The organism is Pseudomonas sp. S3_A09 (genome assembly GCF_054668065.1).
The window spans coordinates 4252626-4279275 of the sequence record NZ_CP162752.1 but is presented as its reverse complement, the minus strand read 5'-3'; the positions used below and the strand labels follow the sequence as shown (position 1 = coordinate 4279275).

General features: G+C 60.8%; 21 protein-coding genes and 1 pseudogene. 10 read left to right on the top strand and 12 right to left on the bottom strand.

The window, feature by feature from the left end:
* Nucleotides 1–104 precede the first annotated feature (104 nt).
* Together AB4N92_RS19895 and AB4N92_RS19890 are read left to right on the top strand one after the other, a co-directional pair.
* Nucleotides 105–785, top strand: a complete 681-nt coding sequence (locus AB4N92_RS19895) for a heavy metal response regulator transcription factor (RefSeq protein WP_010212042.1) — start codon at nucleotides 105–107, stop codon at nucleotides 783–785.
* Entirely contained in the window at nucleotides 782–2128 is a 1347-nt protein-coding gene (locus AB4N92_RS19890; RefSeq protein ID WP_021490983.1) for a heavy metal sensor histidine kinase, read from the top strand. Before AB4N92_RS19895 ends, AB4N92_RS19890 begins: the two co-directional genes overlap by 4 nt.
* Nucleotides 2129–2234: 106 nt before the next feature.
* On the opposite strand, the gene AB4N92_RS19885 is transcribed toward AB4N92_RS19890, so the two are convergent.
* The 3 genes from AB4N92_RS19885 to AB4N92_RS19875 all read right to left on the bottom strand — a co-directional run bounded on the left by AB4N92_RS19885 (nucleotide 2235) and on the right by AB4N92_RS19875 (nucleotide 5482).
* On the bottom strand, nucleotides 2235–3479 hold the full coding sequence (locus AB4N92_RS19885; protein ID WP_010212046.1) for a lipoprotein-releasing ABC transporter permease subunit: 1245 nt from the start codon (nucleotides 3477–3479) through the stop codon (nucleotides 2235–2237).
* A gap of 61 nt (nucleotides 3480–3540) precedes the next feature.
* Nucleotides 3541–4224, bottom strand: a complete 684-nt coding sequence (gene lolD / locus AB4N92_RS19880) for a lipoprotein-releasing ABC transporter ATP-binding protein LolD (protein ID WP_017477213.1) — start codon at nucleotides 4222–4224, stop codon at nucleotides 3541–3543.
* A gap of 7 nt (nucleotides 4225–4231) precedes the next feature.
* Complete coding sequence (locus AB4N92_RS19875) at nucleotides 4232–5482, bottom strand: lipoprotein-releasing ABC transporter permease subunit (RefSeq protein ID WP_010212047.1); 1251 nt, start codon at nucleotides 5480–5482, stop codon at nucleotides 4232–4234.
* A 94-nt stretch (nucleotides 5483–5576) separates the two neighbouring features.
* Between AB4N92_RS19875 and AB4N92_RS19870 the strand changes: the two are divergent.
* Both AB4N92_RS19870 and AB4N92_RS19865 read left to right on the top strand, forming a co-directional pair.
* Nucleotides 5577–6160, top strand: a pseudogene (locus AB4N92_RS19870) (PilZ domain-containing protein).
* 46 nt (nucleotides 6161–6206) lie between these two features.
* Nucleotides 6207–6929 carry a glycerophosphodiester phosphodiesterase gene (locus tag AB4N92_RS19865; RefSeq protein WP_010212050.1) on the top strand — a complete coding sequence of 241 codons (723 nt, stop codon included), beginning with the start codon at nucleotides 6207–6209 and terminating at the stop codon, nucleotides 6927–6929.
* 42 nt (nucleotides 6930–6971) lie between these two features.
* On the opposite strand, the gene sthA is transcribed toward AB4N92_RS19865, so the two are convergent.
* Nucleotides 6972–8366, bottom strand: coding sequence for a Si-specific NAD(P)(+) transhydrogenase (gene sthA / locus AB4N92_RS19860; RefSeq protein WP_010212052.1), 1395 nt, complete (start codon nucleotides 8364–8366; stop codon nucleotides 6972–6974).
* Between the two features lie 234 nt (nucleotides 8367–8600).
* Between sthA and AB4N92_RS19855 the strand changes: the two genes are divergently transcribed.
* The gene (locus tag AB4N92_RS19855) at nucleotides 8601–9134 is read left to right on the top strand and encodes a chalcone isomerase family protein (protein WP_045791185.1); all 534 of its coding nucleotides are present in this window, start codon (nucleotides 8601–8603) and stop codon (nucleotides 9132–9134) included.
* A gap of 161 nt (nucleotides 9135–9295) precedes the next feature.
* Here AB4N92_RS19855 and AB4N92_RS19850 read toward each other — a convergent pair whose 3' ends face one another.
* Nucleotides 9296–10759 (bottom strand): glyceraldehyde-3-phosphate dehydrogenase, encoded by a 1464-nt coding sequence (locus tag AB4N92_RS19850; protein WP_021490985.1) that lies wholly within the window; start codon nucleotides 10757–10759, stop codon nucleotides 9296–9298.
* 340 nt (nucleotides 10760–11099) lie between these two features.
* Here AB4N92_RS19850 and mfd point away from each other — a divergent pair, with 340 nt between their 5' ends.
* The 3 genes from mfd to AB4N92_RS19835 are packed head-to-tail and all read left to right on the top strand — an operon-like array spanning nucleotide 11100 to nucleotide 17830.
* Complete coding sequence (gene mfd, locus AB4N92_RS19845; protein WP_021490986.1) at nucleotides 11100–14549, top strand: transcription-repair coupling factor; 3450 nt, start codon at nucleotides 11100–11102, stop codon at nucleotides 14547–14549.
* Nucleotides 14550–14560: 11 nt separating this feature from the next.
* On the top strand, nucleotides 14561–15127 hold the full coding sequence (locus tag AB4N92_RS19840; RefSeq protein WP_010212058.1) for a CsiV family protein: 567 nt from the start codon (nucleotides 14561–14563) through the stop codon (nucleotides 15125–15127).
* Nucleotides 15128–15136: 9 nt separating this feature from the next.
* Nucleotides 15137–17830 carry a DEAD/DEAH box helicase gene (locus AB4N92_RS19835; protein ID WP_137206446.1) on the top strand — a complete coding sequence of 898 codons (2694 nt, stop codon included), beginning with the start codon at nucleotides 15137–15139 and terminating at the stop codon, nucleotides 17828–17830.
* 49 nt (nucleotides 17831–17879) lie between these two features.
* Here the strand turns inward: AB4N92_RS19835 and nagZ are convergent, their stop codons facing one another.
* Nucleotides 17880–18890: a beta-N-acetylhexosaminidase gene (nagZ, locus tag AB4N92_RS19830; RefSeq protein ID WP_021490988.1), complete on the bottom strand. Its 1011-nt coding sequence runs from the start codon at nucleotides 18888–18890 to the stop codon at nucleotides 17880–17882.
* A gap of 136 nt (nucleotides 18891–19026) precedes the next feature.
* Nucleotides 19027–19734, bottom strand: a complete 708-nt coding sequence (locus tag AB4N92_RS19825; RefSeq protein ID WP_010212061.1) for a TetR/AcrR family transcriptional regulator — start codon at nucleotides 19732–19734, stop codon at nucleotides 19027–19029.
* Nucleotides 19735–19997: 263 nt separating this feature from the next.
* On the opposite strand from AB4N92_RS19825, the gene lexA reads away from it, so the two are divergent.
* Together lexA and sulA are read left to right on the top strand one after the other, a co-directional pair.
* Nucleotides 19998–20606 carry a transcriptional repressor LexA gene (gene lexA / locus AB4N92_RS19820; RefSeq protein ID WP_003172575.1) on the top strand — a complete coding sequence of 203 codons (609 nt, stop codon included), beginning with the start codon at nucleotides 19998–20000 and terminating at the stop codon, nucleotides 20604–20606.
* A 10-nt stretch (nucleotides 20607–20616) separates the two neighbouring features.
* On the top strand, nucleotides 20617–21090 hold the full coding sequence (sulA, locus tag AB4N92_RS19815) for an SOS-induced cell division inhibitor SulA (RefSeq protein WP_010212066.1): 474 nt from the start codon (nucleotides 20617–20619) through the stop codon (nucleotides 21088–21090).
* A 119-nt stretch (nucleotides 21091–21209) separates the two neighbouring features.
* On the opposite strand, the gene AB4N92_RS19810 is transcribed toward sulA, so the two are convergent.
* From AB4N92_RS19810 to fadA, 5 genes are all read right to left on the bottom strand, one after another.
* Nucleotides 21210–21443 (bottom strand): hypothetical protein, encoded by a 234-nt coding sequence (locus AB4N92_RS19810; protein WP_010212068.1) that lies wholly within the window; start codon nucleotides 21441–21443, stop codon nucleotides 21210–21212.
* Between the two features lie 167 nt (nucleotides 21444–21610).
* Nucleotides 21611–22132 (bottom strand): DUF6586 family protein, encoded by a 522-nt coding sequence (locus AB4N92_RS19805; RefSeq protein WP_010212070.1) that lies wholly within the window; start codon nucleotides 22130–22132, stop codon nucleotides 21611–21613.
* Between the two features lie 249 nt (nucleotides 22133–22381).
* A complete protein-coding gene (topA, locus tag AB4N92_RS19800) occupies nucleotides 22382–25003 on the bottom strand; it encodes a type I DNA topoisomerase (protein ID WP_010212072.1) in 2622 nt (873 codons plus the stop codon).
* 114 nt (nucleotides 25004–25117) lie between these two features.
* Nucleotides 25118–25354: a DUF1653 domain-containing protein gene (locus AB4N92_RS19795; protein ID WP_010212074.1), complete on the bottom strand. Its 237-nt coding sequence runs from the start codon at nucleotides 25352–25354 to the stop codon at nucleotides 25118–25120.
* A 96-nt stretch (nucleotides 25355–25450) separates the two neighbouring features.
* Nucleotides 25451–26626 (bottom strand): acetyl-CoA C-acyltransferase FadA, encoded by a 1176-nt coding sequence (gene fadA, locus AB4N92_RS19790; protein WP_460127967.1) that lies wholly within the window; start codon nucleotides 26624–26626, stop codon nucleotides 25451–25453.
* Nucleotides 26627–26650 lie beyond the last annotated feature (24 nt).

The window sequence follows — 26650 nt, the reverse complement described above, 5'->3', positions numbered from 1 at the left end:
CCGCTGCCAGCCAGCTGACTGCTAGATTACAACTTTGTCAGGTTGGTCCCCTGCCCTGGCACTCAAGGTATAAAGCCGTCGTCCACCGTTGCCAAGAGCCGCCCATGAAACTGCTGATCGTCGAAGACCAACCCAAAACCGGCCATTACCTGCGCCAGGGCCTGGCCGAGGCGGGTTTTACCACCGAACTGGTGGCCGACGGCACCAGCGGCCAGCACCTGGCGCTGACCGGTGACTACGATCTGTTGATCCTCGACGTGATGCTGCCGGGCCGTGACGGCTGGCAGATTCTCCAGGCTGTGCGCAGCGCCGGGCTGGATATCCCAGTGCTATTCCTCACCGCCCGCGACGCCGTGGAAGACCGCGTGCATGGCCTGGAGCTGGGCGCCGACGATTACCTGGTCAAGCCCTTCGCCTTTTCCGAACTGCTGGCGCGGGTGCGCAGCCTGTTGCGCCGAGGCAGCAGCACGCCCCAGGAAACCGCGCTGCAACTGGCCGACCTGCGCCTGGACCTGATCCGCCGCCGCGTTGAACGGGACGGCCAGCGCATCGACCTGACAGCCAAGGAATTTTCCCTGCTGGAACTGCTGCTTCGGCGCCAGGGCGAGGTGCTACCCAAATCGCTGATCGCCTCCCAGGTGTGGGACATGAACTTCGACAGCGACACCAATATCATCGAAGTGGCGATCCGCCGCTTGCGCCTGAAAGTCGACGATAACTTCCCCAATAAACTGATCCACACCGTACGTGGCATGGGTTATGTGCTGGAGGAGCGGTTCAATTGATCAAGCGTCTGTCCCTCGCCAGCCGCCTGGCGCTGCTGTTTGCTGCCTGCACCGCGGTGGTGTCGCTGATCGCCGGGGTGCTGTTCAACCACGCCAGCGAGGCGCACTTCATTGAGTTGGACCAGCAACAACTCGACAGCCAACTGGTGGCGCTGCGCGGTACGTTGCAGGGTGTCGACTCGCCGGGCACCTTCGCCAGACGTGAAGCGCAACTGCGCGCCGAACTCAATCACCAGCCCGAGCTGCGGGTGCGTATCACCGCCGCCGGCCAGCGTTGGCTGGACGATGCGCCAGGCGTGAACTTGCCCGACGCGCCCGGCCTGCACAGCCTGCAAAATGCCGGCACCGACTATCGGGTGTACAACGCGCCACTCACGCCAGGCCAACCCGACTCCCCCCTGCTGACGCTGATGCTCGACATCACCCACCACCAGCATTTCCTGCAGCGCATGCAGCACCTGATCTGGCTCACCGTCGGCCTGTCAGCCCTGGCGACCGCCCTGCTCGGCGCCTGGGCCGCGCGCAGTGGGTTGCAGCCGTTGCGACGCATGGGTGAAGTGGCCGCCAGTGTGTCGGCTCACTCCCTGACCCAGCGTTTGCCCCAGCAACACATGCCCGTAGAACTGGCCGAACTGGCCCAAGCCTTCAACGCCATGCTGGGTCGACTGGACGATGGGTTCCAGCGCCTCTCGGCGTTCTCCGCCGACATCGCCCATGAACTGCGCACGCCGCTGTCGAACCTGCTCACCCAGACCCAAGTCATCCTGACCCAGCCGCGCCCGCTGGAGGATTACCGCGAGGCGCTGCACAGCAACCTGGAAGAGCTGCAATGGATGGCGCAATTGGTCAATGACATGCTGTACCTGGCCAAGGCAGACCATGGCTTGCTCATGCCTAAACGCGTGCCTTTGGCGCTGGCAGATGAGGTGGACGCTTTGCTTGAGTTTTTCGCGTTACTGGCGGAAGACGCTCAAGTCAGCCTGATTCGCGAAGGTACTGCCCATACCCTGGGTGATCGCGGCATGCTGCGCCGGGCCCTGTCGAACTTGCTGGATAACGCGCTGCGGTTCACGCCAGCGGGCGGCGAAGTGCGGGTGCGGATGACGGAAGGTGTGACGTTGACGGTTGAGAACACGGGGGAAGGCATTCCACCGGAGCTGTTACCGAAGTTGTTTGACCGCTTTTATCGGGCGGATCCGGCACGGCGTGAAGGTAGCAGCGAGCATGCGGGACTGGGGTTGGCGATTACCCAGTCGATTGTGCGGGCGCACGGGGGGAGGATTTTTTGTGAGTCTGAGGTGGGGTTGACGCGGTTTGTGATCGAGTTGCCCAAGGGGGATTGATGCAAGCTGGGCCGGCCCTTTCGCAGGCAAGCCAGCTCCCACATTTTGAATGTATTCACAAATCAAAGTGTGGGAGCTGGCTTGCCTGCGATAGCGATCTAAAGCTTCAGGAATACCTCAGCGCATGCGCCGGCTCTATCTTCGCCGCCCGATACGCCGGATACAGCGTCGCCAGGAAGCTCAACACAAACCCCGCCGTGCAAATCAGCACCACATCCCCACCTTGCAGTTCAGAAGGCAGGTTGCTGACAAAATACACATCCGAACTGAAAATATGCTGCCCGGTGACCCGCTCGACCCAGCCCACCAGCTCGCTCACGTTCAGCGCCGCAATCACGCCCAGTACGCCGCCAATCAAGGTACCGACGATACCGATCACTGTGCCCTGCACCATGAAGATCGCCATGATCTGCCGTGGCGTGGCGCCGATGGTGCGCAAAATCGCAATGTCCGCGCCCTTGTCGTTCACCACCATGATCAAGGTAGCAATGATGTTGAACGCCGCCACGGCGACGATCATCAGCAACAGCAGGCCGATCATGGTCTTTTCCATCTTCATCGCGCTGAACAGGCTGCCCTGGGTGTGGGTCCAGTCGTCAGGTTTGTAGGCGGCGCCCAGGCTGGCGGCGATGTCCGACGAGACCTTGGGGGCTGCGTAAAGGTCTTTCACCGCCAGGCGCACGCTTTGTACCTGGTTCGGTTGCCAATGCTGGATCTCTGCGGCGTCGGCCATGTGGATCATGGCCATGGACCCATCCAGCTCGGCGCCCACCTTGAAAATGCCCACGACATTCAAACGCTGCATACGTGGCGTGATGCCACCCGGTGCGGTGCTGATTTCCGGCACGATCAAGGTGAGCTTGTCGCCCACATTCAGGCGGAAACGCCGGGCAGTGATTTCGCCGACCACCACGCCAAACTCGCCAGGTTTCAGGTCATCCAGTTTGCCCCGCACGATGTGCTGGGCCACGATCGACACCTTGCCCTCCTGCGCCGGGTCAATGCCGCTGATCTCGATCGGTTGCATCGCGCCCTTGTAGGAGAACATGCCGTCCATCTGCGTGAAGGGGACTGCGGCAGTCACTTGCGGATTCTTCATCGCGGCGGCGGCCACGGGCTGCCAATCGTCGATCGGGTTCACGCCGACGATGGTCGCATGGGGCACCATGCCGAGGATGCGCGAGCTCATTTCGCGCTGGAAGCCGTTCATCACCGACAACACCACGATCATCGCCAAGACGCCCAGGGCGAGGCCGATCATCGAGGTCATCGAGATAAACGAGACAAAACGGTTGCGGCGCTTGGCGCGGGTATAGCGCGTGCCGATAAAAATCGATAACGGTCTGAACATTCGCGGTCACCGTTGAAAAAATGAAAAAGCCCGACGCTTGAAGCGCCGGGCTTGAAACGGGTCAGATGGCGACCAGATGACCTTCCTGCAGGTGCAACACGCGGTCCATCTGGCGGGCCATGCTCATGTCATGGGTCACCACCAGGAACGCGGTGCGCATCTGGGTGCTCAGTTCCAGCATCAAGTCCTTAATGCCCTGGGCGGTATGGGAGTCGAGGTTGCCGGTCGGCTCATCGAGCATCACCAGCCCTGGGTTGTTCACCAAGGCGCGGGCGATGGCCACACGCTGGCGCTCGCCGCCGGACAATTCAGCCGGTTTGTGCTCAAGGCGATGACCGAGGCCGACGCGCTCCAGCAGGGCCTTGGCGCGCTGGCGGGCTTCCGGGATTGCGGTCTTGCCGATCAACAATGGCATACACACGTTTTCCAGCGCGGTGAATTCCGGCAACAGGTGGTGGAACTGGTACACAAAGCCCAGCGAACGGTTGCGCAACTGGCCGCGGGCCTTTTCACCCAGGGCCGACAGCTCTTCGCCGGCCAGCCATACACTGCCCTGGGACGGCGTATCAAGGCCGCCCAGCAGGTTCAGCAAGGTACTTTTGCCGGAACCGGAACTGCCGACGATCGCCACGCGTTCGCCCGGATGCAGTTCGAGTTGCAGGTTGGACAGCACCACCACCGATTCCGGGCCTTCCTCGTAGGATTTGCCCAGGTTGCGGCAGCTCAGGATTGCTTTTTCACTCATGCCCGATTCACTCATAACGTAAGGCCTGTGCTGGCTGGGTACGTGCCGCGCGCCAGGCTGGATACAGGGTGGCAAGGAAACTCAGGACCAACGCGGCGCCGCCCACCATCAACACGTCCTGGGCCTGAACCTGGGACGGCAAGTAGTCGATGAAGTAAACGTCGGCGTTGAGAAACTTGTGGCCGATCAGGGTTTCGAGGCCAGCGATGGCCGCACTGACGTTCAGCGCGGCCAGAATGCCGACGGCCGTGCCGATCAAGGTGCCGACCACGCCGATCACGGTGCCCTGCACCATGAAGATCGCCATGATCTGCCCCGGCGTGGCGCCGAGGGTACGCAGGATGGCGATATCGCCCTTCTTGTCGTTCACCACCATCACCAGCGTGGAGATGATGTTGAAGGCCGCCACGGCGACAATCAGCAGCAACAACAGGCCGATCATGGCTTTTTCCATGCGAATGGCCTGGTACAGGTTGCCGTGGGTACGGGTCCAGTCGCGGGCGTAGTACTGGGACTCGCCCAGGTGCTGGGCAATTTCCCAGGCGCCGCGCGGCGCATCGAACAGGTCGGCGAACTTCAGGCGCAGGCCCTGCACCTGGTCCGGCTGCCAGCGATGCAGGCGCGCCAGGTCCGTGAGGTTGGTCAGGCCGAGGTAGCCGTCGATCTCGCCGGCGCCGACGTGGAAGGTGCCGACAACGGTGAAGCGCTTCATGCGCGGGAACATGCCGGCCGGGGTCACAGTGACTTCCGGCGCGACGAAGGTCAGCTTGTCGCCAAGACCCACGCCGAGCTTGGCCGCGGCCTTGTCGCCGATGACAATGCCGAAGCTGCCGGGCGCCAGGTCATCGAGTTTGCCCGACAACATGAACTTGTCGATGATCGAGACGTTGCGTTCCTGGGCCGGGTCGATGCCATTGAGCAGGATCTTCTGCACCTTGCCATCGTTGGTCAGCAACCCCTGCATCTGGGTGAACGGCGCTACGGCCAGCACCTTGGGGTTCTGCTTGACCTTGTCGGCCAGGCTCTGCCAGTCGCTGATGGGCGCATCGCCCTCGATGGTCGCGTGGGGCACCATGCCCAGCACGCGGGTACGCATCTCATGATCGAAGCCATTCATCACCGACAGCACCACGATCATCACGACCACGCCCAAGGCGAGCCCGATCATCGACGTCAGGGAAATGAACGACACAAAATGATTGCGACGCTTTGCACGGGTATAACGCGTGCCGATAAATACGAAGAGAGGTCTGAACATGTCGGGGCTTGTTCGGAGGAAAAGAAGACGTCCCGGTGGCGGGGTCTGGTAAGCAGCTTTACACTCTGACCATTACCGCTAGCTGGGGTTCGCCATGTCGACATTAGATGAAGAAGAACGCCGCGAATACTACCGTATCGACGACATGATCGCACTTCAAATCAAAAGCCTGTCTGCCCCCGAGGCGGCGAGCAAGGAAGTGTTGCTGGATGATTCTCCACTGTTCAATTTACTCAGTGAATTGCACCTGAGTGAATTCGAAGCCCAGCACCTGCTGCGCCAGCTCAGCGAGAAGGATCGCACCCTCGCGGCCTTCCTCCGCGTGCAGAACAAACGCCTGGATCTGCTCAGCCAGATCATGGCGCGCGGCCTGCTGGATGAGGTCGGCGCACCGCAACCGGTGATCATTTCCGAAGGTGGCATCGATTTCCAGCACCCCACCCCCTGCCGGCCGGCGCACACCTGGCGGTCAAGCTGGTGCTAATGCCCCAGGCGCTCGGCCTGCTGCTGCGCGCGCGAGTCACGCATTGCGAACCCAAAGGCGCAGGCTTCGACGTCGGCACGGAATTCGAAGCCATGACCGACGCCCAACGCCAACTGCTGGCGCGCTACATCCTGCAGAAACAGGCCCAGGAACGGCGCCTGGCGCGGGAACAGAGCGACGCCCAAGACATTTGAATTCTCGCACTCACCCCGCCAGACGATCTGGCGTAAAGGAGCAACTGTGACCCTGATCTACGGCCACCGCGGTGCCAAAGGCGAAGCACCGGAAAACACCCTGACCAGCTTCCAGGAGTGCCTCAAGCACGGTGTACGCCGCTGCGAACTGGATTTGCACCTGTCCATGGACGGCGAGCTGATGGTCATCCACGACCCGACCCTCAAGCGCACCGCCGACCGGCGCGGCAAAGTCGTCGAGTACTCGGCGGCGGACCTGGTGAAAATGGACGCGCGCAAGGGTGGACCGGGCTGGGTCAACCCTTGCCCGATCCCGCGCCTGGAAGAGCTGTTCGAAAAGTGCGATTTCGATCACTGGCAACTGGAGGTCAAAAGCGCTTCACGCACCCGCGCCGCCACCACCGTGCTGGCGATTCGCGAAATGGCCGTGCGCTTTGGCTTGATGGACAAAGTCACCGTCACCTCAAGTTCGCGGGAAGTGTTGAAAGCAGCCGTTGAACTCACCCCCGACCTATCACGCGGCCTGGTCGCAGAATACGCCTGGCTCGACCCGCTAAAGGTCGCGCAGAACTACGGCTGTGAGATTCTGGCGCTGAACTGGACGTTGTGCACCCCTGAACGTCTGGAAAAAGCCCAGCGCCAGGGCTTGCACGTGTCCGTGTGGACAGTCAACGAACCTGCGCTGATGCGCAGGCTCGCCGACTTCGGCGTAGATAGCCTGATTACAGACTTTCCCGGTTTGGCCACTGCCACCCTCGGGAATTACTGAAATCGGTCTCCCCGGCCGGCTCAGGCCACCGGCCGGAGCCGCTCAAAAAAGCCGGTTGAGGCCGTCGTAGGCCGCTACCCGATAGGCTTCCGCCATGGTCGGGTAATTGAACGTGGTGTTGACGAAGTACTTGAGGGTATTGAGTTCGCCCGGCTGGTTCATGATCGCCTGGCCGATATGCACGATCTCCGAGGCCTGGTAGCCGAAGCAATGCACGCCGAGGACTTCCAGGGTTTCACGGTGGAACAGGATCTTCAGCATGCCTTGCGGCTCACCGGCGATCTGCGCACGCGCCATGCTCTTGAAGAACGCCTTGCCCACTTCGTAAGGCACCTTGGCCTTGGTCAGTTCGTGCTCGTTCTTACCGATCGAGCTGATCTCCGGAATGGTGTAGATCCCGGTCGGTACGTCGTTCACATAGCGCCAGCTGCCATTGTCGACAATGCTGCCAGCGGCTGAACGGCCCTGGTCATGGGCGGCACTGGCCAGGCTCGGCCAGCCAATCACATCACCGGCGCCGTAAATGTTGGTCACGCAGGTGCGGTAGTTCTCATCGACTTCGATCTGGCCACGGCTGTTGACCTTGACTCCGATGTTTTCCATGCCCAGCTTGTCGGTGTTACCAGTGCGGCCGTTGCACCACAGCAAGGCGTCGGCCTTGATCTTCTTGCCGGACTTGAGGTGCAGGATCACGCCGTTATCCAGGCCTTCGACCCGCTCGTACTCTTCGTTGTGGCGCACAGTGATGTTGTTGTTGCTGAAGTGGTAGCTCAACGCCTGGGAAATTTCCGAGTCGAGGAAGCTCAGCAACTGGTCGCGGTTGTCCACCAGTTCGACCAGTACACCCAGGCCGCTGAAGATCGAGGCGTATTCACAGCCGATCACCCCGGCGCCGTAGATGATCAGTTTGCGCGGGGTGTGGCCCAGGCTCAGGATGGTGTCGCTATCGTAGATACGCGGGTGGTGGAAATCGATGTCTGCCGGACGATACGGACGCGAACCCGTGGCGATGATGATGTGTTTGGCCACCAGCTTCTCGACCACGCCGTTGGGGCAGACCACTTCGATGGTTTGCTCGTCGGCGAAGCTGCCAGTGCCAAAGAACAAGTCGACGCGGTTACGGGCGTAGTAGCCGGTACGCGAGGCGACTTGCTTGGAGATGACTTTCTCGGCGCTTTTGAGCACGTCCGGGAACGAGAACCAGCGCGGCTCACCAATGGCCCGGAACATCGGGTTGGTATTGAACTGCATGATCTGGCGCACCGAGTGACGCAAGGCCTTGGACGGGATGGTGCCCAGGTGGGTGCAGTTACCGCCGACCTGGCGACGGCTATCGACCATCGCCACCTTGCGCCCCGCTTTGGCGGCGTTCATCGCCGCACCTTCTCCAGCCGGGCCGGAACCCAGTACCACCACGTCGTAGTTGTAGACAGCCATGCGTACTCCTCAGAACAGGCCAGGCGTACGGTTGGACGCCGGGCTAAATCATGCCGCGGCCAGCGGTCATGAAGGACAATTTGGCTCAAGTGTGTGAACCGGGGCACAGTCTATATAAGGCTCAACGCCGCGAACATTAACCCTTGGTCGCGTCGTAGGCCAGTCTTGCCTTTACTACAACATCAGGAATTTGCAATTACACTGCCGACAAGCACCCTTACAGGACGGGCAATTATGCGACACGTCGTTTTCTGTTTATTACTGATGCTGTCCATCACGGTGCAGGCCAATGAGGCGGATCGTCTGAAGCAGGCCGATTTTCCGGCGCAGTCCCAGCAACTGACGTTGAAAAACCAGGCGGTGCTCACCTACCTCTGGGCGGATGTTTACGCGGCTGCGCTGTATGCCCCGTCCGACCTGAGCGCCAAGCAGGCTTGGGCGCAACAAAAAGCGCTGCGCCTGACGCTGTATTACTTTCGCGACATCGACCGCAATGACGTGATCAAGGCGGCCAATACAACGCTGGAACGCCAGCAAGCCAACGCGAGCTTGAAGCCGGAACTGGAAAAACTGCATGCTCGCTTTCGTAATATTCAAGCCGGTGATCGATACGCCCTGGATTATCGACCAGGGCGTGGCTTGCACCTGGAGATCAATGGGCAAGTGGTGTTCAGCAGCCGCGATGACGCGCTGGCGCGGGCCTACCTCGGGATTTGGTTGGCGCCCGAGGGGTTGTCCGCCAGCCTGCGCAACAAGCTTTTGGACTGAAGGCCCCATCGCAGGCAAGCCAGCTCCCACATTTGAATGTATGCACCTATCAGAATGTGGGAGCTGGCTTGCCTGCGAAGAGGCCCCACCAAACAACACAAAACCCCCAGCCATAAAAAAAGCCCCGAACCAGTCGGGGCTTTTTCATTCAACGCTAATGCTTAGCGCGGGAACGCAGGCGGGTTGACCCCGGCCATGTCTTCCATCACGCGAACCACCTGGCAGCTGTAGCCGAACTCGTTGTCGTACCACACGTACAGTACAACGCGGTTGTCCTGGGTAATGGTCGCTTCGGCGTCCACCACACCGGCGTGGCGCGAGCCCACGAAGTCGGTGGAGACCACTTCCTGCGAGTTGACGAAGTCGATTTGCTTATGCAGATCGGAGTGCAGCGCCATGTAGCGCAGGTACTCGTTCATCTCTTCACGGGTAGCGGCTTTCTCAAGGTTCAGGTTGAGAATGGCCATCGACACGTTTGGCGTCGGAACGCGGATCGCATTACCGGTCAGTTTGCCGGCCAGCTCAGGCAAGGCCTTGGCAGCAGCGGTGGCAGCACCGGTCTCGGTGATCACCATGTTCAACGCAGCGCTGCGGCCACGGCGATCGCCTTTGTGGAAGTTGTCGATCAGGTTCTGGTCGTTGGTGTACGAGTGAACGGTTTCAACGTGGCCGTTGACGATGCCGAACTTGTCATTCACAGCCTTCAGCACCGGCACGATGGCGTTGGTGGTGCAGGAAGCGGCGGAAACGATCTTGTCGTCAGCGGTGATTTCAGCGTGGTTGATGCCGTGAACGATGTTCTTCAGCTTGCCTTTGCCAGGCGCGGTCAGGACAACGCGGTCAACACCCGGGCAGGCCAAGTGCTGGCCCAGACCTTCGGCGTCACGCCATACACCGGTGTTGTCCACCAGCAGGGCGTCCTTGATGCCGTACTGGGTGTAATCCACCTCGGACGGGTTCTTCGCGTAGATCACCTGGATCAGGTTACCGTTGGCGGTGATGGTGTTGTTTTCTTCGTCGATGACGATGGTGCCGTTGAACGGGCCGTGTACCGAATCGCGGCGCAGCAGGCTGGCACGCTTGGTCAGGTCGTTCTCGGCGCCTTTACGCACCACGATGGCACGCAGGCGCAGGCCGTCGCCGCCACCGGTTTTTTCGATCAGGATGCGTGCCAGCAGGCGGCCGATACGACCGAAGCCGTACAGCACAACGTCGGTGCCTTTGCGGGCAGCGGCGTTTTGCTGGCCAACCACATCGGCCATTTCTTCACGCACGAACTGCTCGGCGGTACGGCCGGCGCCTTCCTTGCGGAATTTGTAGGCCAGCTTGCCCAGGTCTACCGATGCCGCGCCGAGCTTGAGCTCGCTCATGGCCTTAAGCAGTGGGAATGTTTCGTGGACGGAGAGTTCGCTGTCGTCGGCGGAACGGTGACGCGCAAAGCGGTGGGCTTTGAGAATCGCGATGACGGACTGGTTGATCAGGCTGCGGCCATAGATCGAGCTCACCACATTGTTATTGCGGTACAGCTGACCGATAAGCGGGATCATCGCTTCTGCGAGTGCTTCACGGTCGATCCATTCACCAAGACACTGGTCGGGCTTCTGAGTCACGGGAACCTTCCACATGTAGGGGCTGAAAAAAGGGGCTACATTATGCCGCCCGACCGCCCCCGGAGCAATGCGCCTTCAGCAACAAAAAGCCCTTGCGGAAAATTGACACCCCGCTACAGCCCAGTAAATACGCGGGTTCCAGAAGGCCACTAATGGCACGCGCAAGACAACTTGTCCGTAACCCTCCGAAAAACGCGTACATTTTGGCACTACATACTGAGTCAAAACCCGCCATTGTTTGTCTTAGCCACTACATTTCCCATAAACCGTAATAGGCTCAGTCAGAAACTGACAGGCGGCACCTTGGGCCGTTACAATTACCGACTTTGTCGCAACGCTTGGAGCTCAACCTTCCGTGCCCGTTCTGCGTCTACCGCTTCTCCCTGCCGCGGCAGGTAAACAGCACTGGGGCAACCTGCCCGGTGCCGCCCTGAGCCTGGCCATCGCCGAGGCTGCCAGCGCAGCCAAGCGCTTTACCCTGCTGCTCACCGCCGACAGCCAAAGCGCCGAACGGTTGGAGCAGGAGCTGAGCTTCTTCGCCCCCGATTTGCCGGTGCTGCACTTCCCCGACTGGGAAACCCTGCCCTACGACCTGTTCTCGCCGCACCAGGACATCATCTCCCAGCGTATCGCCAGCCTGTACCGCCTGCCGGAACTGGCCCATGGCGTGCTGGTGGTGCCTATTACCACGGCGCTGCATCGTCTGGCGCCGACCAAGTTCCTGCTGGGCAGCAGCCTGGTGCTGGATATCGGTCAGAAGCTCGACGTGGAACAGATGCGCACGCGCCTGGAAGCCAGCGGCTACCGCTGCGTGGACACGGTGTACGAGCACGGCGAATTCGCCGTGCGCGGGGCGCTGATCGACCTGTTCCCGATGGGCAGCAAGTTGCCGTACCGCATCGACCTGTTCGATGACGAAATCGAGACCCTGCGTACCTTCGATCCGGAAAACCAGCGCTCCATTGATAAAGTCGACTCGGTCAAGCTGCTCCCCGCGCGGGAATTCCCGCTGCAAAAAGACGCGGTCACCCGCTTCAAGGCGCGCTTCCGTGAACGCTTCGACGTGGACTTCCGCCGCTGCCCGATCTTCCAGGACCTCAGCAGCGGGATTACCCCGGCCGGTATCGAGTACTACCTGCCGTTGTTCTTTGACGAAACCTCCACCCTTTTCGATTACCTGCCCCAGGACACCCAGGTGTTCTCGCTGCCGGGTATCGAACAGGCCGCAGAAAACTTCTGGAACGACGTGCGTAACCGCTATGAAGAGCGCCGCGTCGATCCGTCCCGTCCTTTATTGCCGCCTGCAGAACTGTTCCTGCCAGTGGAAGACTGCTTCGCGCGCCTGAAAAGCTGGCCGCGTGTGGTCGCCAGCCAGCAGGATGTGGAAACCGGCGCTGGCCGTGAACGCTTCCCGGCGGCAACACTGCCGGACCTGGCGATCCAGGCCAAAGCCACGCAACCGCTGGAAGCGCTGTCCAACTTCCTCGGCGACTTCCCTGGCCGCGTGCTGTTTACCGCCGAGTCCGCAGGCCGTCGCGAAGTGCTGCTGGAACTGCTCGAACGCCTGAAGCTGCGACCGAAAACCGTCGACAGCTGGCCCGATTTTGTCAAAAGCAAAGAGCGCCTGGCGATCACCATCGCGCCGCTGGACGAAGGCCTGTTGCTGGATGATCCGGCTCTAGCGCTGATTGCCGAAAGCCCGCTATTCGGCCAGCGCGTGATGCAGCGCCGCCGCCGTGAAAAACGCGCCGATGCCAACAACGATGCCGTGATCAAGAACCTCACCGAGCTGCGCGAAGGCGCGCCGGTGGTGCATATCGACCACGGGGTCGGCCGCTACCTGGGCTTGCAGACCCTGGAGATCGACAACCAGGCCGCCGAATTCCTCACCATGGAATACGCCGAGGGCGCCAAGCTCTATGTACCGGTGGCCAACCTGCATCTGATCGCCCGCTACACCGGCAGCGACGACGCCCTGGCGCCGCTGCACCGCCTGGGTTCGGAGACCTGGCAGAAAGCCAAGCGCAAGGCCGCCGAACAAGTGCGCGACGTCGCCGCCGAACTGCTCGACATCTATGCACGCCGCGCGGCGCGCGAAGGCTACGCGTTTGCCGACCCGAAAGCCGACTACGCCACCTTCAGCGCCGGCTTCGCTTTCGAGGAAACCCCGGACCAGCAAACCACCATCGAAGCCGTGCGCGCCGACATGCTCGCGCCCAAGCCCATGGACCGCCTGGTCTGCGGCGACGTGGGCTTCGGCAAGACCGAAGTGGCCATGCGCGCCGCTTTTATTGCCGTGCATGGCGGCAAGCAAGTAGCGATTCTGGTCCCCACCACCTTGCTCGCCCAGCAGCACTACAACAGCTTCCGCGACCGCTTTGCCGACTGGCCAGTGACCGTGGAAGTCATGAGCCGCTTCAAATCGGCCAAGGAAGTGAATGCGGCCATCGCCGATTTGGCCGAAGGCAAGATCGACATCGTGATCGGCACGCACAAGCTGCTGTCGGACGATGTGAAGATCAAGAACCTGGGCCTGGTGATCATCGACGAAGAACACCGCTTTGGTGTGCGTCAGAAAGAACAGCTCAAGGCCCTGCGCAGCGAAGTCGACATCCTCACCCTCACCGCCACACCGATTCCGCGCACGCTGAACATGGCGGTGTCGGGCATGCGCGATCTGTCGATCATCGCCACGCCGCCGGCACGTCGCCTGTCGGTGCGCACCTTCGTGATGGAGCAGAACAAGAGCACGGTCAAGGAAGCGCTGTTGCGCGAACTGCTGCGCGGCGGGCAGGTTTACTACCTGCACAACGACGTAAAAACCATCGAGAAATGCGCCGCCGACCTCGCCGAGCTGGTGCCGGAGGCGCGTATCGCCATCGGCCACGGCCAAATGCGCGAGCGCGAACTCGAACAGGTGATGAGCGACTTCTACCACAAGCGCTTCAACGTGCTGATCGCCTCGACCATCATCGAGACCGGTATCGACGTGCCAAGCGCGAACACCATCATCATCGAACGGGCGGACAAGTTCGGCCTGGCCCAACTGCACCAACTGCGCGGCCGGGTGGGGCGTAGTCACCACCAGGCGTATGCCTACCTGCTGACGCCGCCGCGCCAACAGATCACCTCCGACGCCGAAAAGCGCCTGGAAGCCATCGCCAACACCCAGGACCTGGGCGCCGGTTTTGTACTGGCCACCAACGACCTGGAAATCCGTGGTGCCGGTGAACTGCTGGGCGACGGCCAGAGCGGGCAGATCCAGGCGGTCGGTTTCACCCTGTATATGGAGATGCTTGAGCGCGCGGTGAAAGCCATCCGCAAAGGCGAGCAACCGAACCTCGATCAACCGCTGGGCGGCGGTCCGGAGATCAACCTGCGCTTGCCGGCGTTGATTCCCGAAGACTACCTGCCGGATGTGCATGCGCGGCTGATCCTGTACAAACGCATCGCCTCGGCCACCGACGAAGAAGGTCTCAAGGACCTGCAAGTGGAGATGATCGACCGCTTCGGCCTGTTGCCGGAACCGACCAAGAACCTGGTGCGCCTGACCCTGCTGAAATTGCAGGCCGAGCAGCTTGGCATCAAGAAAGTCGACGCCGGGCCGCAGGGTGGGCGCATCGAGTTCGAGGCGCAGACACCGGTGGATCCACTGGTGCTGATCAAGCTGATCCAGGGCCAGCCCAACCGCTACAAGTTCGAAGGGGCTACGCTGTTCAAGTTCATGGTGCCGATGGAACGTGCCGAAGAACGCTTTAATACATTGGAGGCGTTGTTCGAGCGCCTCATCCCGAAATCTGCTTGAAGGACGCCCCGATGCGCCTGTTCCGCATTTTGAGCCTGTTGTTGGTGGTAGCGGCACCTGCGGCGTTCGCCGACAGCCCCTACCAGGTGGAAATGATCCTGGTGCGCCAGAACGCGGAGCCGGTGATCAACAGCCGCGCCGCGCCGGAAAACTGGGATGCCGGCGCCGTGCGCCTGGGTGATAAGTTGAGCCCGCCGCGCCTGAGTAATATCGTCGACAAGCTGCGTGCCGACTCAAGCTACACGGTGCTGGCGCACAAGGCCTGGGAGCAGAACCTCGGCGATCAGCCGGTCAAAGTCGCCATCACCGACGGCCAGGAGCAGTTCGGCCAGTTTCCCATCGAGGGCGTGTTGAGCCTGCAATTGGGGCGTTTTACCGATATCGATGCGAACTTCTGGATCAACCAGTTCGACGCCAACGGCAGCGTGATCGCCAGCGAACACTTGAGCCAGACCGATGTGCGCACCAAGAACAACCAGCTCAACTACCTGGACGGCGGCCACCTGGCGTTGCTGATCAAGATCACCTCGCTGACCGCCAAGCCCCCCAGCGCGCCACCGCCCGACATCCAGGACTGATCCAGCGCCATGCCCCTGACAGCGTCGCTGACCAAACCCCTGGCCCCTTCGTGGGCCAATCGCTTTAAAGAGCAAAGCCTGGAGCGCGGGCGACGTTATGCCCTGGAGAACCGGGTGCGCATTGTCGAGTGCGGTGACAGCACCATTGTCGCCAGTTGCGAAGGCTCGGGCGGCAACGTCTACCGGCAGACCATTTCGCTGCGCGAATCGGCCAAAGGCACGCTGATCCTGGTGGACAGCCGCTGCACTTGCCCGGTGCACACCAACTGCAAACATATCGCGGCGGTGCTGCTCAAGGTCCAGGAAACCCTGGCCTACCCGGCCGCTGCACAAGATGCCGAGCTGCTGGAAAAACTCCAGGCCGTGCTGGAAAACCGGGTGGCGTTGCCGCAGGTGGTGATGGAGGATGTCGTGCCCGTGCCGCGCTTGTGGCTCGCCAGTGTCGAGTTCAGTGCCTTTGAACCGCGCAACGGCAAGATGCAGCGCTATATCCAGCATCGCGCGGCGCTGTCGTTCAACTACTTGGGCAACTATGTCAGCGGGCAGAAAAACGCCGACATCATCGTGCGCCAGGAAACCCAAAGCCTGCGCATCAAGCGGCATCCGGAGCTTGAGCAGCCGTACCGTGAACAACTGCGCCTACTGGGTTTCAAGATCGCCACGCGCCAGAGCAAGGCGCTGCCGGAAAGCGCCGGCGAGTTGTTCGAGATGGTCAATGACAGCGCCTGGCTGAACTTCACCCTCAATGCATCACCGACCTTGCGCGCCGAGGGTTGGGAGTTGCAGATCGATGAGGATTTCGGCTTCGACCTGAGCGCCGTCGATGACTGGTACGCCACCGTCGATGAAGGCCCGGAGCGCGATTGGTTCGACCTGGAGCTGGGAATTATCGTCAACGGTGAGCGGCTGAGCCTGCTGCCGATCCTGCTGAACCTGATGCGCTCCCACACCGAGATCCTCAACCCGGAAAAACTCGCACGCCGCCGCGATGATGAACTGATCCTGGTGAACATCCCCGGCCTGCCCAATGGCGGGCATGGTCCGCTGCAAGTCGCCCTGCCCTACGGCCGTCTGAAACCGGTGCTCGCTACCCTCGGCGAGTTCTACCTGCAGGACACCGGTACCACCACACTGCGCCTGGCGAAGGCCGACGCGATTCGGTTGAACCCGCTGGAAGATCTACCGCTGCAATGGGAAGGTGGCGAGAAGATCCGCAACTTTGCCCAGCGCCTCCGAGACATCAAGGACTTCACCTGCGTGGCCCCAGAAGGGCTGAACGCGACCTTGCGTCCGTACCAGCTGGAAGGCTTGAGCTGGATGCAGTCACTGCGCCAGCTGGAGGTTGGCGGGATACTGGCGGATGACATGGGACTGGGCAAAACCCTGCAGACCCTGGCGCATATTCTCACGGAGAAAATCGCCGGGCGCCTGGATCGACCGTGCATGGTGGTAATGCCCACCAGCCTGATTCCCAACTGGCTGGATGAGGCAGCGCACTTCACACCGCAACTCAACGTGTTGGCACTGTATGGCGCCGCACGTAAGAAACATTTCGCGACCCTGCAGGACTATGACCTGCTGCTGACCACCTACGCCCTACTGCCCAAGGACATCGAACAGCTCGCAGCCCTGCCCCTGCATGTGCTGATCCTCGATGAGGCCCAGTACATCAAGAACCCGTCCAGCAAGGCGGCCCAGGCCGCACGTGAGTTGAATGCACGACAGCGCCTGTGCCTGAGCGGCACGCCGCTGGAAAACCATTTGGGCGAGCTCTGGTCGTTGTTCCACTTCCTGCTCCCAGGCTGGCTGGGCGACGTAAAAAGCTTCAACCGCGACTACCGCACGCCCATCGAAAAGCGCGCCAGCGATGTGCGATTGCAACACCTGAACGGTCGGATAAAACCCTTCCTGCTGCGCCGCACCAAGGAGCAGGTGGCAACAGAGCTGCCACCCAAGACCGAGATCATCCACTGGGTCGACCTCAATGAGGCCCAGCGCGACGTGTACGAAACCATGCGCCTGGCCATGGACAAAAAGGTGCGCGACGAGATCACTCGCAAGGGCGTGGCACGCAGCCAGATCATCATTCTTGAGGCACTGCTGAAGCTGCGCCAGGTGTGCTGCGACCTGCGCCTGGTCAACGATGCAACCCTGCCCGCCCGTGGCAGCAGCTCGGGCAAGCTTGATAGCTTGATGGAAATGCTTGCGGAGCTGTTTGAGGAAGGCCGGCGGATCCTGCTGTTTTCCCAGTTCACATCGATGTTGAGCCTGATCGAAGTCGAGCTGAAAAAACGTGGCGTGGCCTACGCACTGCTCACCGGCCAGACAAGGGATCGACGCACACCGGTGAAGGATTTCCAGAGCGGCAAGCTACAGATTTTTCTGATCAGCTTGAAGGCCGGGGGCGTCGGCCTGAACTTGACCGAAGCCGATACGGTGATCCACTACGATCCTTGGTGGAACCCGGCCACGGAAAACCAGGCCACCGACCGCGCCTATCGCATCGGTCAGGAGAAGCCGGTGTTCGTCTACAAGATGATTGCCCGAGGCACGGTGGAGGAGAAAATCCAGCACCTGCAGAAGGAAAAATCCGACCTGGCAGCGGGCGTGCTGGACGGGCGCACCACCGGGGACTGGCAACTGGGCAATGAGGACATTGAAGCGTTGTTTGCGCCGTTGCCGCACAAGCAAGAGAAGCGTTGACGGTTAGACCGCTATCGCAGGCAAGCCTGCGATAGCCGCGACGCGGTGTTCAGCCGATCAACTGAGCATCCCGCAACGCGGTAAGCGCCGCCAACCAGCGCGGGTCCTGCTTGTAGTCCGTCGACGCAATCGCCTGGCCGCGCATGCGTGCGATTCGAGCTGATGGCTTGACCTTCATGCGCTGGGCGGCGGTCAGCGCCAGCTCAGCAGCCGCGCGATCATTGCATACCAACCCCATGTCGCAACCTGCCGTCAGCGCCGCTTCGATGCGACTGGCGGCATCGCCCACCACATGGGCACCGGCCATGGACAGGTCATCGCTGAAAATCACCCCATCGAACTGCAACTCGCCGCGCAGGATGTCCTGCAACCAGCGGCGTGAGAACCCGGCTGGCTGGGCATCGACTTGCGGGTAGATGACGTGGGCCGGCATCACCGCCGCCAATTGCTTGCTCAAGCGCGCGAAAGGCACCAGATCATGCGCACGAATCTGCTCAAGACTGCGTTCATCATTGGGAATGGCAACGTGGGAATCGGCCTCGGCCCAACCGTGACCAGGAAAATGCTTGCCGGTGGCCGCCATGCCGGCGCTGTTCATGCCACGGATAAAGGCACCGGCCAGCACGGCGGCGCGCACGGGATCGCCTTCGAACGAGCGGGTGCCAACCACCGCGCTGCGTTGGTAGTCCAGGTCCAGCACCGGGGCGAAGCTCAGGTCCAAGCCAACGGCCAACACTTCAGTCGCCATAATCCAGCCGCATTGTTCGGCCAGGTATTCGGCGTTGGGGTTATCCGCCAAGGCACGCATGGCCGGCAAGCGCACAAACCCCTGACGCAGACGCTGTACGCGGCCACCTTCCTGATCGACGGCCAACAGCAGGTCCGGACGCACGGCACGAATCGCCGCACTCAACGCCCGCACCTGACGCGGATGCTCGATGTTGCGCGCAAAGATAATCAGGCCACCCACTTCAGGCTGGCGCAGCAGGTGGCGGTCCTCGGCCGTGAGCCAGGTGCCGGCAACGTCGACCATCAAAGAACCTTGCAGGGCAGCAGTCATAAACCTTCCTTAAATAACGCACACAACCCGTTGCCCTCACCAGGCACGGTGAGCACAACGGGTTGCGAGTAAATAGCTGAATTCGGCATGGGCCGCTAGCTTAGCGGATGCAAGCGGCCGCGCCCACCCGGCGCGGTCAAACCTTGGCGGGCGTTGGCACGGACTTGCTGCGTGGACGCAATTGGGCGGCGGCCATGGCGGCGTCGGTCACACCGGTTTCGGCGCGCATGCCGGCGGCCAGGAACGGCACCATCAGGCGCATGACCTGTTCAATGGAGGTGTTGACGCCGAAATCAGTCTCGGCAATCGCCCGCAACGCCTTGATCCCGGACATGCTGAACGCGGCGGCACCGAGCATGAAGTGCACGCGCCAGAACAGTTCAATCGGTGGAATACGCGGAGCGGCTTCGTTGACCAGCAACATGTAGCGACGAAATACCTTGCCGTACATGTCTTCCAGATAACGCCGCAGGTGCCCCTGGCTCTGGCTGAACGCCAGGCCCAGCAGGCGCATGAAGATCGACAAATCGTTGCCGCTCCTGGGCTGAACCACCAGGGCCTGCTCAACGAGGATTTCCAGCAATTCTTCCAGGGTCGGCTTGTGGTCAGCCTTGGCCTGGCGACGCTCAAGCTCACGGTCAAGGCTGGTGCAGAACGGCCCCAGGAAGCGCGAAAACACCGCCTGGATCAGGGCCTTTTTCGAACCGAAATGGTAGTTCACAGCAGCGAGGTTAACCCCAGCCTTGCTGGTGATCAGCCGCAACGACGTTTCAGCAAATCCTTTTTCCGCAAACAATTGCTCGGCAGCATCGAGAATGCGTTCAACGGTTTCCGACTGGGCCATGGCTACTCCGCCTGACAAACACTTGTTTGAAACATACGTTTCAGGTTGTGTCTTGTCAAGCCTGCGGGTTCGCTTTCCGGCCGGGCAGTCATGTATTTCATCGCTATTTAATCACATCCTTACGCCTCTGTAGGCAGCGCTATCTCTGGCGTGTGGGAAGCCTGCACGATGACCGTCCAGCGGCGCGCGCGAAAAGGAGGATTGCCAAGCGCAGTCCACTGTATATAATCCCAGTCACTGTATAAAAAGACAGAGCGATCAACATGCTAAAACTGACGCCACGCCAAGCTGAGATTCTGGCTTTTATCAAGCGCTGCCTCGATGACAACGGCTACCCGCCGACGCGAGCGGAAATTGCGCTGGAACTGGGGTTCAAGTCCCCCAATGCCGCCGAAGAACACCTCAAGGCCCTCGCTCGCAAAGGCGCGATCGAGATGACCCCCGGTGCCTCGCGCGGTATCCGCATCCCTGGCTTCGAAGCCAAGGCCGACGAATCGACCCTGCCGATCATCGGTCGCGTCGCTGCCGGTGCGCCGATCCTGGCGCAGCAGCACGTCGAGGAATCCTGCAACATCAACCCGACCTTCTTCCATCCGCGCGCCGACTACCTCTTGCGGGTCCATGGCATGAGCATGAAGGACGTGGGCATCTTCGATGGCGACCTGCTGGCCGTCCACACCACCCGCGAAGCCCGTAATGGCCAGATCGTCGTCGCCCGTATCGGCGATGAAGTCACCGTCAAACGCTTCAAGCGCGAAGGCAGCAAGGTCTGGCTCCTGGCCGAGAACCCTGAGTTCGCCCCGATTGAAGTGAACCTGAAAGATCAGGACCTGGTGATCGAAGGCTTGAGCGTCGGCGTCATTCGCCGCTAAAGGAGGCATCATGCAGCTCGTCCACACCCCACAACACACACAACTGTCGCTGTTCGAGGCCTTCATGGCCCAACCCCTTGCGCCCATTCTCAAGGAAACGGTCGAAGCGCCCTGGAGCGCCGAGCCTGAGGCGTTCAGTGAATTGTCGTTGCGCGGTGCAGCGGGGAGCTGCCTGAGCCTGCTGGCGCCGATCCTACGCGAATTGAGCGAAGAGCAGGACGCGCGCTGGCTGACGCTGATCGCCCCACCCGCCAGCCTGACCCAAGCCTGGCTAAGGGACGCCGGCCTCAACCGCGAGCGCATCCTGCTGCTGCAACCGCGCGGCGCGCAAAGTGCGCAGCAATTGACCTGCGAAGCCCTGCGCCTGGGCCGTAGCCATACGGTGGTGAGCTGGTTGAATCCACTGAGTGTCAGTGCCAAGCAACAACTGATCAGTGCCGCGCGCACGGGCGATGCTCAGAGCTTGAATATTCGATTGGGATAAGTACTGAGCGGCCAAAGCCCCGTGGGCAGTCCCGCACTCCACGAACGTCCGTGGTGAGCGGGATTCTGCAGTGAGCCAGCTTGCCCGCTCACCACAGCACCTCCTCTTCTCACTGGAACTCAGTGAAGAACGCGCGGCCCGTCTTCTTTCTCCGGCTCGCCTTCTGCCAGGCGACCTGCCATCTGCACGCCCACGCTCAACATGGCTTTAGCCACTTCCACGTGCTGGCCCTGCAAGAACACTTTGGCGTCCTCGGAAAAATCCAGAATGACCAGAGAACCCTCGTCCTCAGCCCGACGCAGCTCGATTCGGCCGTCAGGCAACTCAACAATTTCCAGAAAGGACGTCGGCATAAAAGTCTGTTCTCCACGAAAGGCCGGGATTATATCAGTCATCCGCTGCGTTTCGCTGAGGATCTGGCCAGGTTTCGTTGCGGCTTGATGAATGGTGCCAGGATGACCCGGTTCACATGTGGGAGCGAGCTCCCACAGATTGATCGGTGTAAATCAGTGACGCCGCCTCAGCACTCGTTGAGGCCTTCGCGAAAGCGCAGCGCCATCTTTTTCAGTGCCTGGCGCCAGCTTTCCAGCTCTTCCCGGCTCAACGGCTTGGGCTCATCCTCTTCAACCGCAACCGCCACGATCAACGGTTGAGTCACATCGCCCTTGGGCACATGGGGAATACGCGGCGGTTGGAACATATCGGCATGCGCCTTGAGCAGGCGTGCGACCCAGCTGTCGGGGCTTTGGGCCATTTCAACCAGCTCAGCCAGCTCAGGAATCGCCATCGAGTCCAGCACTTCGCGGTTCATGATCATCTCTGCACGAGGCGAACCCGCCTGGGGCAAACGGTAGAACCCGGCGATTTCATGGCACAGGCCCAGCAAGGCACCGTACAGGTGGAACAATGCCGCTTCACGCCCCGCCTGGACCAGCGCGATGGCATTCATCTCTTTCCCCTCCTCGGCGCGACCAAGGGCTTCCAGGGATAAACCCGCGAAGTAAATTTTCTGGTTGGTACGGGTATAGAGTTCGTTGGCCATAACGGCAATCTCCACAACGAATAAGCGTGATGCTGGCTGAACAGTGTCACGGATCAGCCGAGCCTACTGCAAGTGCAATAAACCGCTGCTTATGGGGGTCAAAACTCGACGTTCAGATCCAGACTGATCCGAATGTGGGAGGGGGCTTGCCCCCCCGATTGCGGAGCATCAGTCATACACATGTCGACTGATATACCGCTATCGGGGGCAAGCCCCCTCCCACATTGGATCTTCAGCGCATCCGACGGGTCAAGCGCCCTGGCGCTTGTCCTCGACCTTCCACTTGCCGCCGTCGTAGAACGCTTTCCAGCCGGTAGGCTTGCCGTCCACTTCGGTCTGCACGTACTGCTCCTTGGTCTTGCGGCTGTAACGGATCACGGCTGGGCGACCATCCGGATCCTTCTTCGGCGCTTCACACAGGAAGTGGTACTTCGGATCGATCTCGTCCTTGTGCGGCACGATCTCCAGCACCAGCGGTGCACGGGTCTCGCGGTTTTTCGGGAACTGGCTGGCAGCCAGGAACAGCCCCGAAGCGCCGTCACGCAGGATGTAGGTGTCGTTGACCTTCTCACACTTGAGTTCAGGCATCTTCACCGGGTCCATCTTCGGCGGCGCCGCGTCACCGCTTTTCAGCAGTTTGCGGGTGTTCTTGCACGTCGGGTTGGTGCAGCCGAAGAACTTGCCGAAACGGCCAGTCTTGAGCTGCATCTCGCTGCCACACTTGTCGCATTCCAGGCTCGGACCTTCGTAGCCTTTGATGCGATAGGTGCCCTCTTCAATCTCGTAGCCGTTGCAATCCGGGTTGTTACCGCAGATGTGCAGCTTGTGCTTTTCATCCAGCAGGTAGGCGTCCATCGCCGTGCTGCAGATTGGGCAACGGTGCTTGCCACGCAGTACCAGCGACTCGGATTCCCCCTCGTCATCGGCAGCGATTTCGTCACCCGGCACCAGGTTGACGGTGGCCTTGCAGCGCTCTTTCGGCGGCAGGCTGTAGCCCGAGCAACCGAGGAACACGCCGGTGGACGCCGTACGAATCTGCATCGGGCGGCCGCAGGTCTGGCACGGGATGTCAGTCATCACCGGCTGATTGGCGCGCATACCGCTTTCAGGGCTTTCAGCTACTTCGAGTTTTTTCTTGAAGTCGCCGTAGAACTCGTCCAGCACGTTTTTCCAGTCGCGTTCGCCCTGGGCCACGTCATCGAGGTTCTCTTCCATGCCGGCGGTGAAGCCGTAGTCCATCAGGTTGGAGAAGCTTTCCGACAGGCGTTCGGTGACGATGTCGCCCATCTTTTCCGAATAGAAACGACGGTTGTGCAGCGCAACGTAGCCACGGTCTTGAATGGTGGAGATGATCGCCGCGTAGGTCGAAGGACGACCGATACCGCGTTTTTCCATCTCTTTCACCAGGCTGGCTTCCGAATAACGCGCCGGCGGCTTGGTGAAGTGCTGGGACGGGTCGAGCGTGATCAGCTTCAGCGTATCGCCCTGGGCCATGTCCGGCAGCACATCGTCATCGCCAGGCTTGGCGATTTGCGGCATCACACGGGTATAGCCGTCGAACTTGAGGATACGGCCCTTGGCACGCAGCTCGAAGTCAGAAGCCGCCACCGTGACGGTGGTGGACAGGTATTGCGCCGGCAGCATCTGGCAGGCCAGGAACTGGCGCCAGATCAGCTCGTAGAGGCGCTCAGCGTCGCGCTCCATGCCGCTCAGCTTGGCAGGCGTGGTATTGGCGTCGGAAGGACGGATCGCTTCGTGAGCCTCTTGTGCGCCTTCCTTGCTGCTGTAGACGTTCGGTTTCTCGGGCAGGTACTTCTTGCCGAACTCTTCTTCAATATAAGTACGCGCCATCGCGACCGCGTCCACCGACAGGTTGGTGGAGTCGGTACGCATGTAAGTGATGTAGCCGGCTTCGTACAAGCGCTGGGCCATCATCATGGTTTTCTTCACCCCAAAGCCCAGGCGGTTGCTCGCGGCCTGTTGCAGGGTGGAGGTGATGAACGGTGCCGATGGCTTGCTGCTGGTCGGCTTGTCCTCACGCTTGACGATGCTGTAACTGGAAGACTTGAGCTTTTCCAGCGCCGCCATGGCCTGGGCTTCGTTCAGCGGCTTGAAGGCCTCGCCTTTCTCGCGGGCCACTTCAAAGCGCACGTTGGCGCCCTTGGCAGTGCCCAGATCGGCGTGGACTTCCCAGTACTCTTCGGGGATGAACGCACGGATTTCGCGCTCACGCTCCACCACCAGCTTCACCGCAACCGATTGCACACGGCCGGCGGACAGCCCACGGGCGATCTTGGCCCACAGCAGTGGCGAGACCATGTAACCCACGACGCGGTCGAGGAAACGACGGGCCTGTTGGGCGTTGACGCGGTCGATGTCCAGTTCGCCGGGTTTGGAGAAGGCCTCTTGGATGGCCTTCTTGGTGATTTCGTTGAACACCACACGCTTGTAGCGGCTGTCGTCGCCGCCGATGGCTTCCCGCAGGTGCCAGGCAATGGCTTCCCCTTCGCGGTCCAAGTCCGTTGCGAGATAGATGGTGTCGGCATCCTTGGCGAGCCGGCGCAGCTCTTCGATGACCTTTTCCTTGCCTGGAAGGATTTCGTACTTGGCCTTCCAGCCATGATCCGGGTCCACACCCATGCGCGAGACCAGCTGCTTGCGCGCTTTCTCTTTAGGGGTGAGCACCGGACCTTCGCCCGCAGCCGCCTTGCCGCGCTTGGCGGCTGGCTCCTTACTGGCGCTAGCCGAACCGCTGGTGGGCAGGTCTCGGATATGGCCGATACTCGACTTCACCACGTACTCGTTGCCCAAGTACTTGTTGATGGTCTTGGCCTTAGCCGGGGATTCCACAATGACCAGCGATTTGCCCATGGATCGGAAAATTCCTGAATTCGAGAAGTGAAAGGCAGTTGGCGCCTGTCGCGGCAACGCTATATATAGTGGCAACAAGGTGAGGTCAAGCGCAGCATTCTGCGCGACCCGCCGTTATTGCCCTGAAAAAAGACTGGGTTCGGCCTGGACCAAAGCAAAGCGCGGGACCTGCTCGCCGTCAACTTCGACGGTCTCCAGGAACATGCTCAAAGGACGCACCCAAAAGCCGTAATCGCCATACAGTGCTTGGTAGAACACCACTTCTTCTTCGGTCTCGGAGTGGCGCGCCACACTGAAAACACGGTACTGCGGACCTTTATAATGCTGGTAGAGCCCTGGTTCGACTTTCATGCTCTGGCCCTCTTACAAAATTTGTTAAAAAAAAATACAAAACCACCCAAAAACAAAAACCGGGGCACTGGGCCCCGGCTTCCGTCAACCCAACGCTTAGACGCGTTCGAAGACGGTGGAAATGCCTTGGCCGAGACCAATGCACATGGTGGCTACCCCGAGGTTGCCGCCATTTTGCTTCATCACGTTAAGCAAAGTGCCGGAGATACGTGCACCGGAGCAACCAAATGGGTGGCCCAGGGCAATCGCGCCGCCGTGCAGGTTAACCTTCTCATTCATCTTGTCGAGTACTTTCAAATCTTTCAGCACCGGCAGGGCCTGTGCGGCGAAAGCTTCGTTGAGCTCGAAGAAGTCGATGTCGTTGATGGTCAGGCCCGCGCGCTTCAAGGCTTTTTGTGTGGCCGGTACTGGACCATAGCCCATGATTGCCGGGTCCACACCCGCCACGGCCATCGAACGGATCACGGCCAGCGGTTGGATACCCAAGTCCTGGGCACGCTGCGCCGACATCAAGATCATGCACGAAGCACCGTCGGTGATTTGCGACGAAGTACCGGCTGTCACGGTGCCGCCCTTTGGATTGAACGCTGGCTTGAGAGCCGCCAGGCTTTCCAGGGTGGTATCCGGACGAATGGTTTCGTCGTAGTCGAACAGTTTCAGGAAACCGTTCTCGTCATAACCGTTCATCGGGATGATTTCATCCTTGAACTTGCCTTCCAGGGTCGCCTTGTGGGCGAGCTGGTGGGAACGCAAGCCGAACGCGTCCTGGGCTTCGCGGGTAATGCCGTGCATTTTGCCAAGCATTTCTGCGGTCAGGCCCATCATGCCCGAGGCTTTCGCCGCGTACAGCGACATGTGCGGGTTAGGATCGACGCCGTGCATCATGCTGACATGGCCCATGTGCTCCACACCACCGACCACGAACACATCACCGTTGCCGGTCATGATCGCCTGGGCGGCGGTGTGCAGCGCGCTCATCGACGAACCGCACAGACGGCTCACGGTCTGGCCCGCGGCAGTGTGCGGGATCTGGGTCATCAGCGACGCCATGCGCGCGATGTTCCAGCCCTGCTCCAGGGTCTGGTTGACGCAGCCCCAGATCACGTCCTCGACTTCGTTCGGGTCGACCTTGGTGTTGCGCTCCAGCACTTTGCTGATCAAGTGTGCCGACATGTCTTCGGCACGGGTGTTGCGGTGCATGCCGCCCTTGGAGCGGCCCATCGGTGTGCGACCGAAGTCGACAATCACCACGTCTCTTGGATTCAAGCTCATAAATATTCTCGCTCTAGTCGTCTG

Excerpts from the sequence above, each read along its gene's own strand:
- AB4N92_RS19895 (WP_010212042.1), top strand. The coding sequence starts at position 105 with ATGAAACTGCTGATCGTCGAAGACCAACCCAAAACCGGCCATTACCTG.
- AB4N92_RS19885 (WP_010212046.1), bottom strand. The coding sequence starts at position 3,479 with ATGTTCAGACCGTTATCGATTTTTATCGGCACGCGCTATACCCGCGCC.
- lolD (WP_017477213.1), bottom strand. The coding sequence starts at position 4,224 with ATGAGTGAAAAAGCAATCCTGAGCTGCCGCAACCTGGGCAAATCCTAC.
- AB4N92_RS19875 (WP_010212047.1), bottom strand. The coding sequence starts at position 5,482 with ATGTTCAGACCTCTCTTCGTATTTATCGGCACGCGTTATACCCGTGCA.
- sthA (WP_010212052.1), bottom strand. The coding sequence starts at position 8,366 with ATGGCTGTCTACAACTACGACGTGGTGGTACTGGGTTCCGGCCCGGCT.
- AB4N92_RS19855 (WP_045791185.1), top strand. The coding sequence starts at position 8,601 with ATGCGACACGTCGTTTTCTGTTTATTACTGATGCTGTCCATCACGGTG.
- AB4N92_RS19850 (WP_021490985.1), bottom strand. The coding sequence starts at position 10,759 with ATGTGGAAGGTTCCCGTGACTCAGAAGCCCGACCAGTGTCTTGGTGAA.
- AB4N92_RS19840 (WP_010212058.1), top strand. The coding sequence starts at position 14,561 with ATGCGCCTGTTCCGCATTTTGAGCCTGTTGTTGGTGGTAGCGGCACCT.
- AB4N92_RS19835 (WP_137206446.1), top strand. The coding sequence starts at position 15,137 with ATGCCCCTGACAGCGTCGCTGACCAAACCCCTGGCCCCTTCGTGGGCC.
- nagZ (WP_021490988.1), bottom strand. The coding sequence starts at position 18,890 with ATGACTGCTGCCCTGCAAGGTTCTTTGATGGTCGACGTTGCCGGCACC.
- AB4N92_RS19825 (WP_010212061.1), bottom strand. The coding sequence starts at position 19,734 with ATGGCCCAGTCGGAAACCGTTGAACGCATTCTCGATGCTGCCGAGCAA.
- lexA (WP_003172575.1), top strand. The coding sequence starts at position 19,998 with ATGCTAAAACTGACGCCACGCCAAGCTGAGATTCTGGCTTTTATCAAG.
- sulA (WP_010212066.1), top strand. The coding sequence starts at position 20,617 with ATGCAGCTCGTCCACACCCCACAACACACACAACTGTCGCTGTTCGAG.
- AB4N92_RS19810 (WP_010212068.1), bottom strand. The coding sequence starts at position 21,443 with ATGCCGACGTCCTTTCTGGAAATTGTTGAGTTGCCTGACGGCCGAATC.
- AB4N92_RS19805 (WP_010212070.1), bottom strand. The coding sequence starts at position 22,132 with ATGGCCAACGAACTCTATACCCGTACCAACCAGAAAATTTACTTCGCG.
- topA (WP_010212072.1), bottom strand. The coding sequence starts at position 25,003 with ATGGGCAAATCGCTGGTCATTGTGGAATCCCCGGCTAAGGCCAAGACC.
- AB4N92_RS19795 (WP_010212074.1), bottom strand. The coding sequence starts at position 25,354 with ATGAAAGTCGAACCAGGGCTCTACCAGCATTATAAAGGTCCGCAGTAC.
- fadA (WP_460127967.1), bottom strand. The coding sequence starts at position 26,626 with ATGAGCTTGAATCCAAGAGACGTGGTGATTGTCGACTTCGGTCGCACA.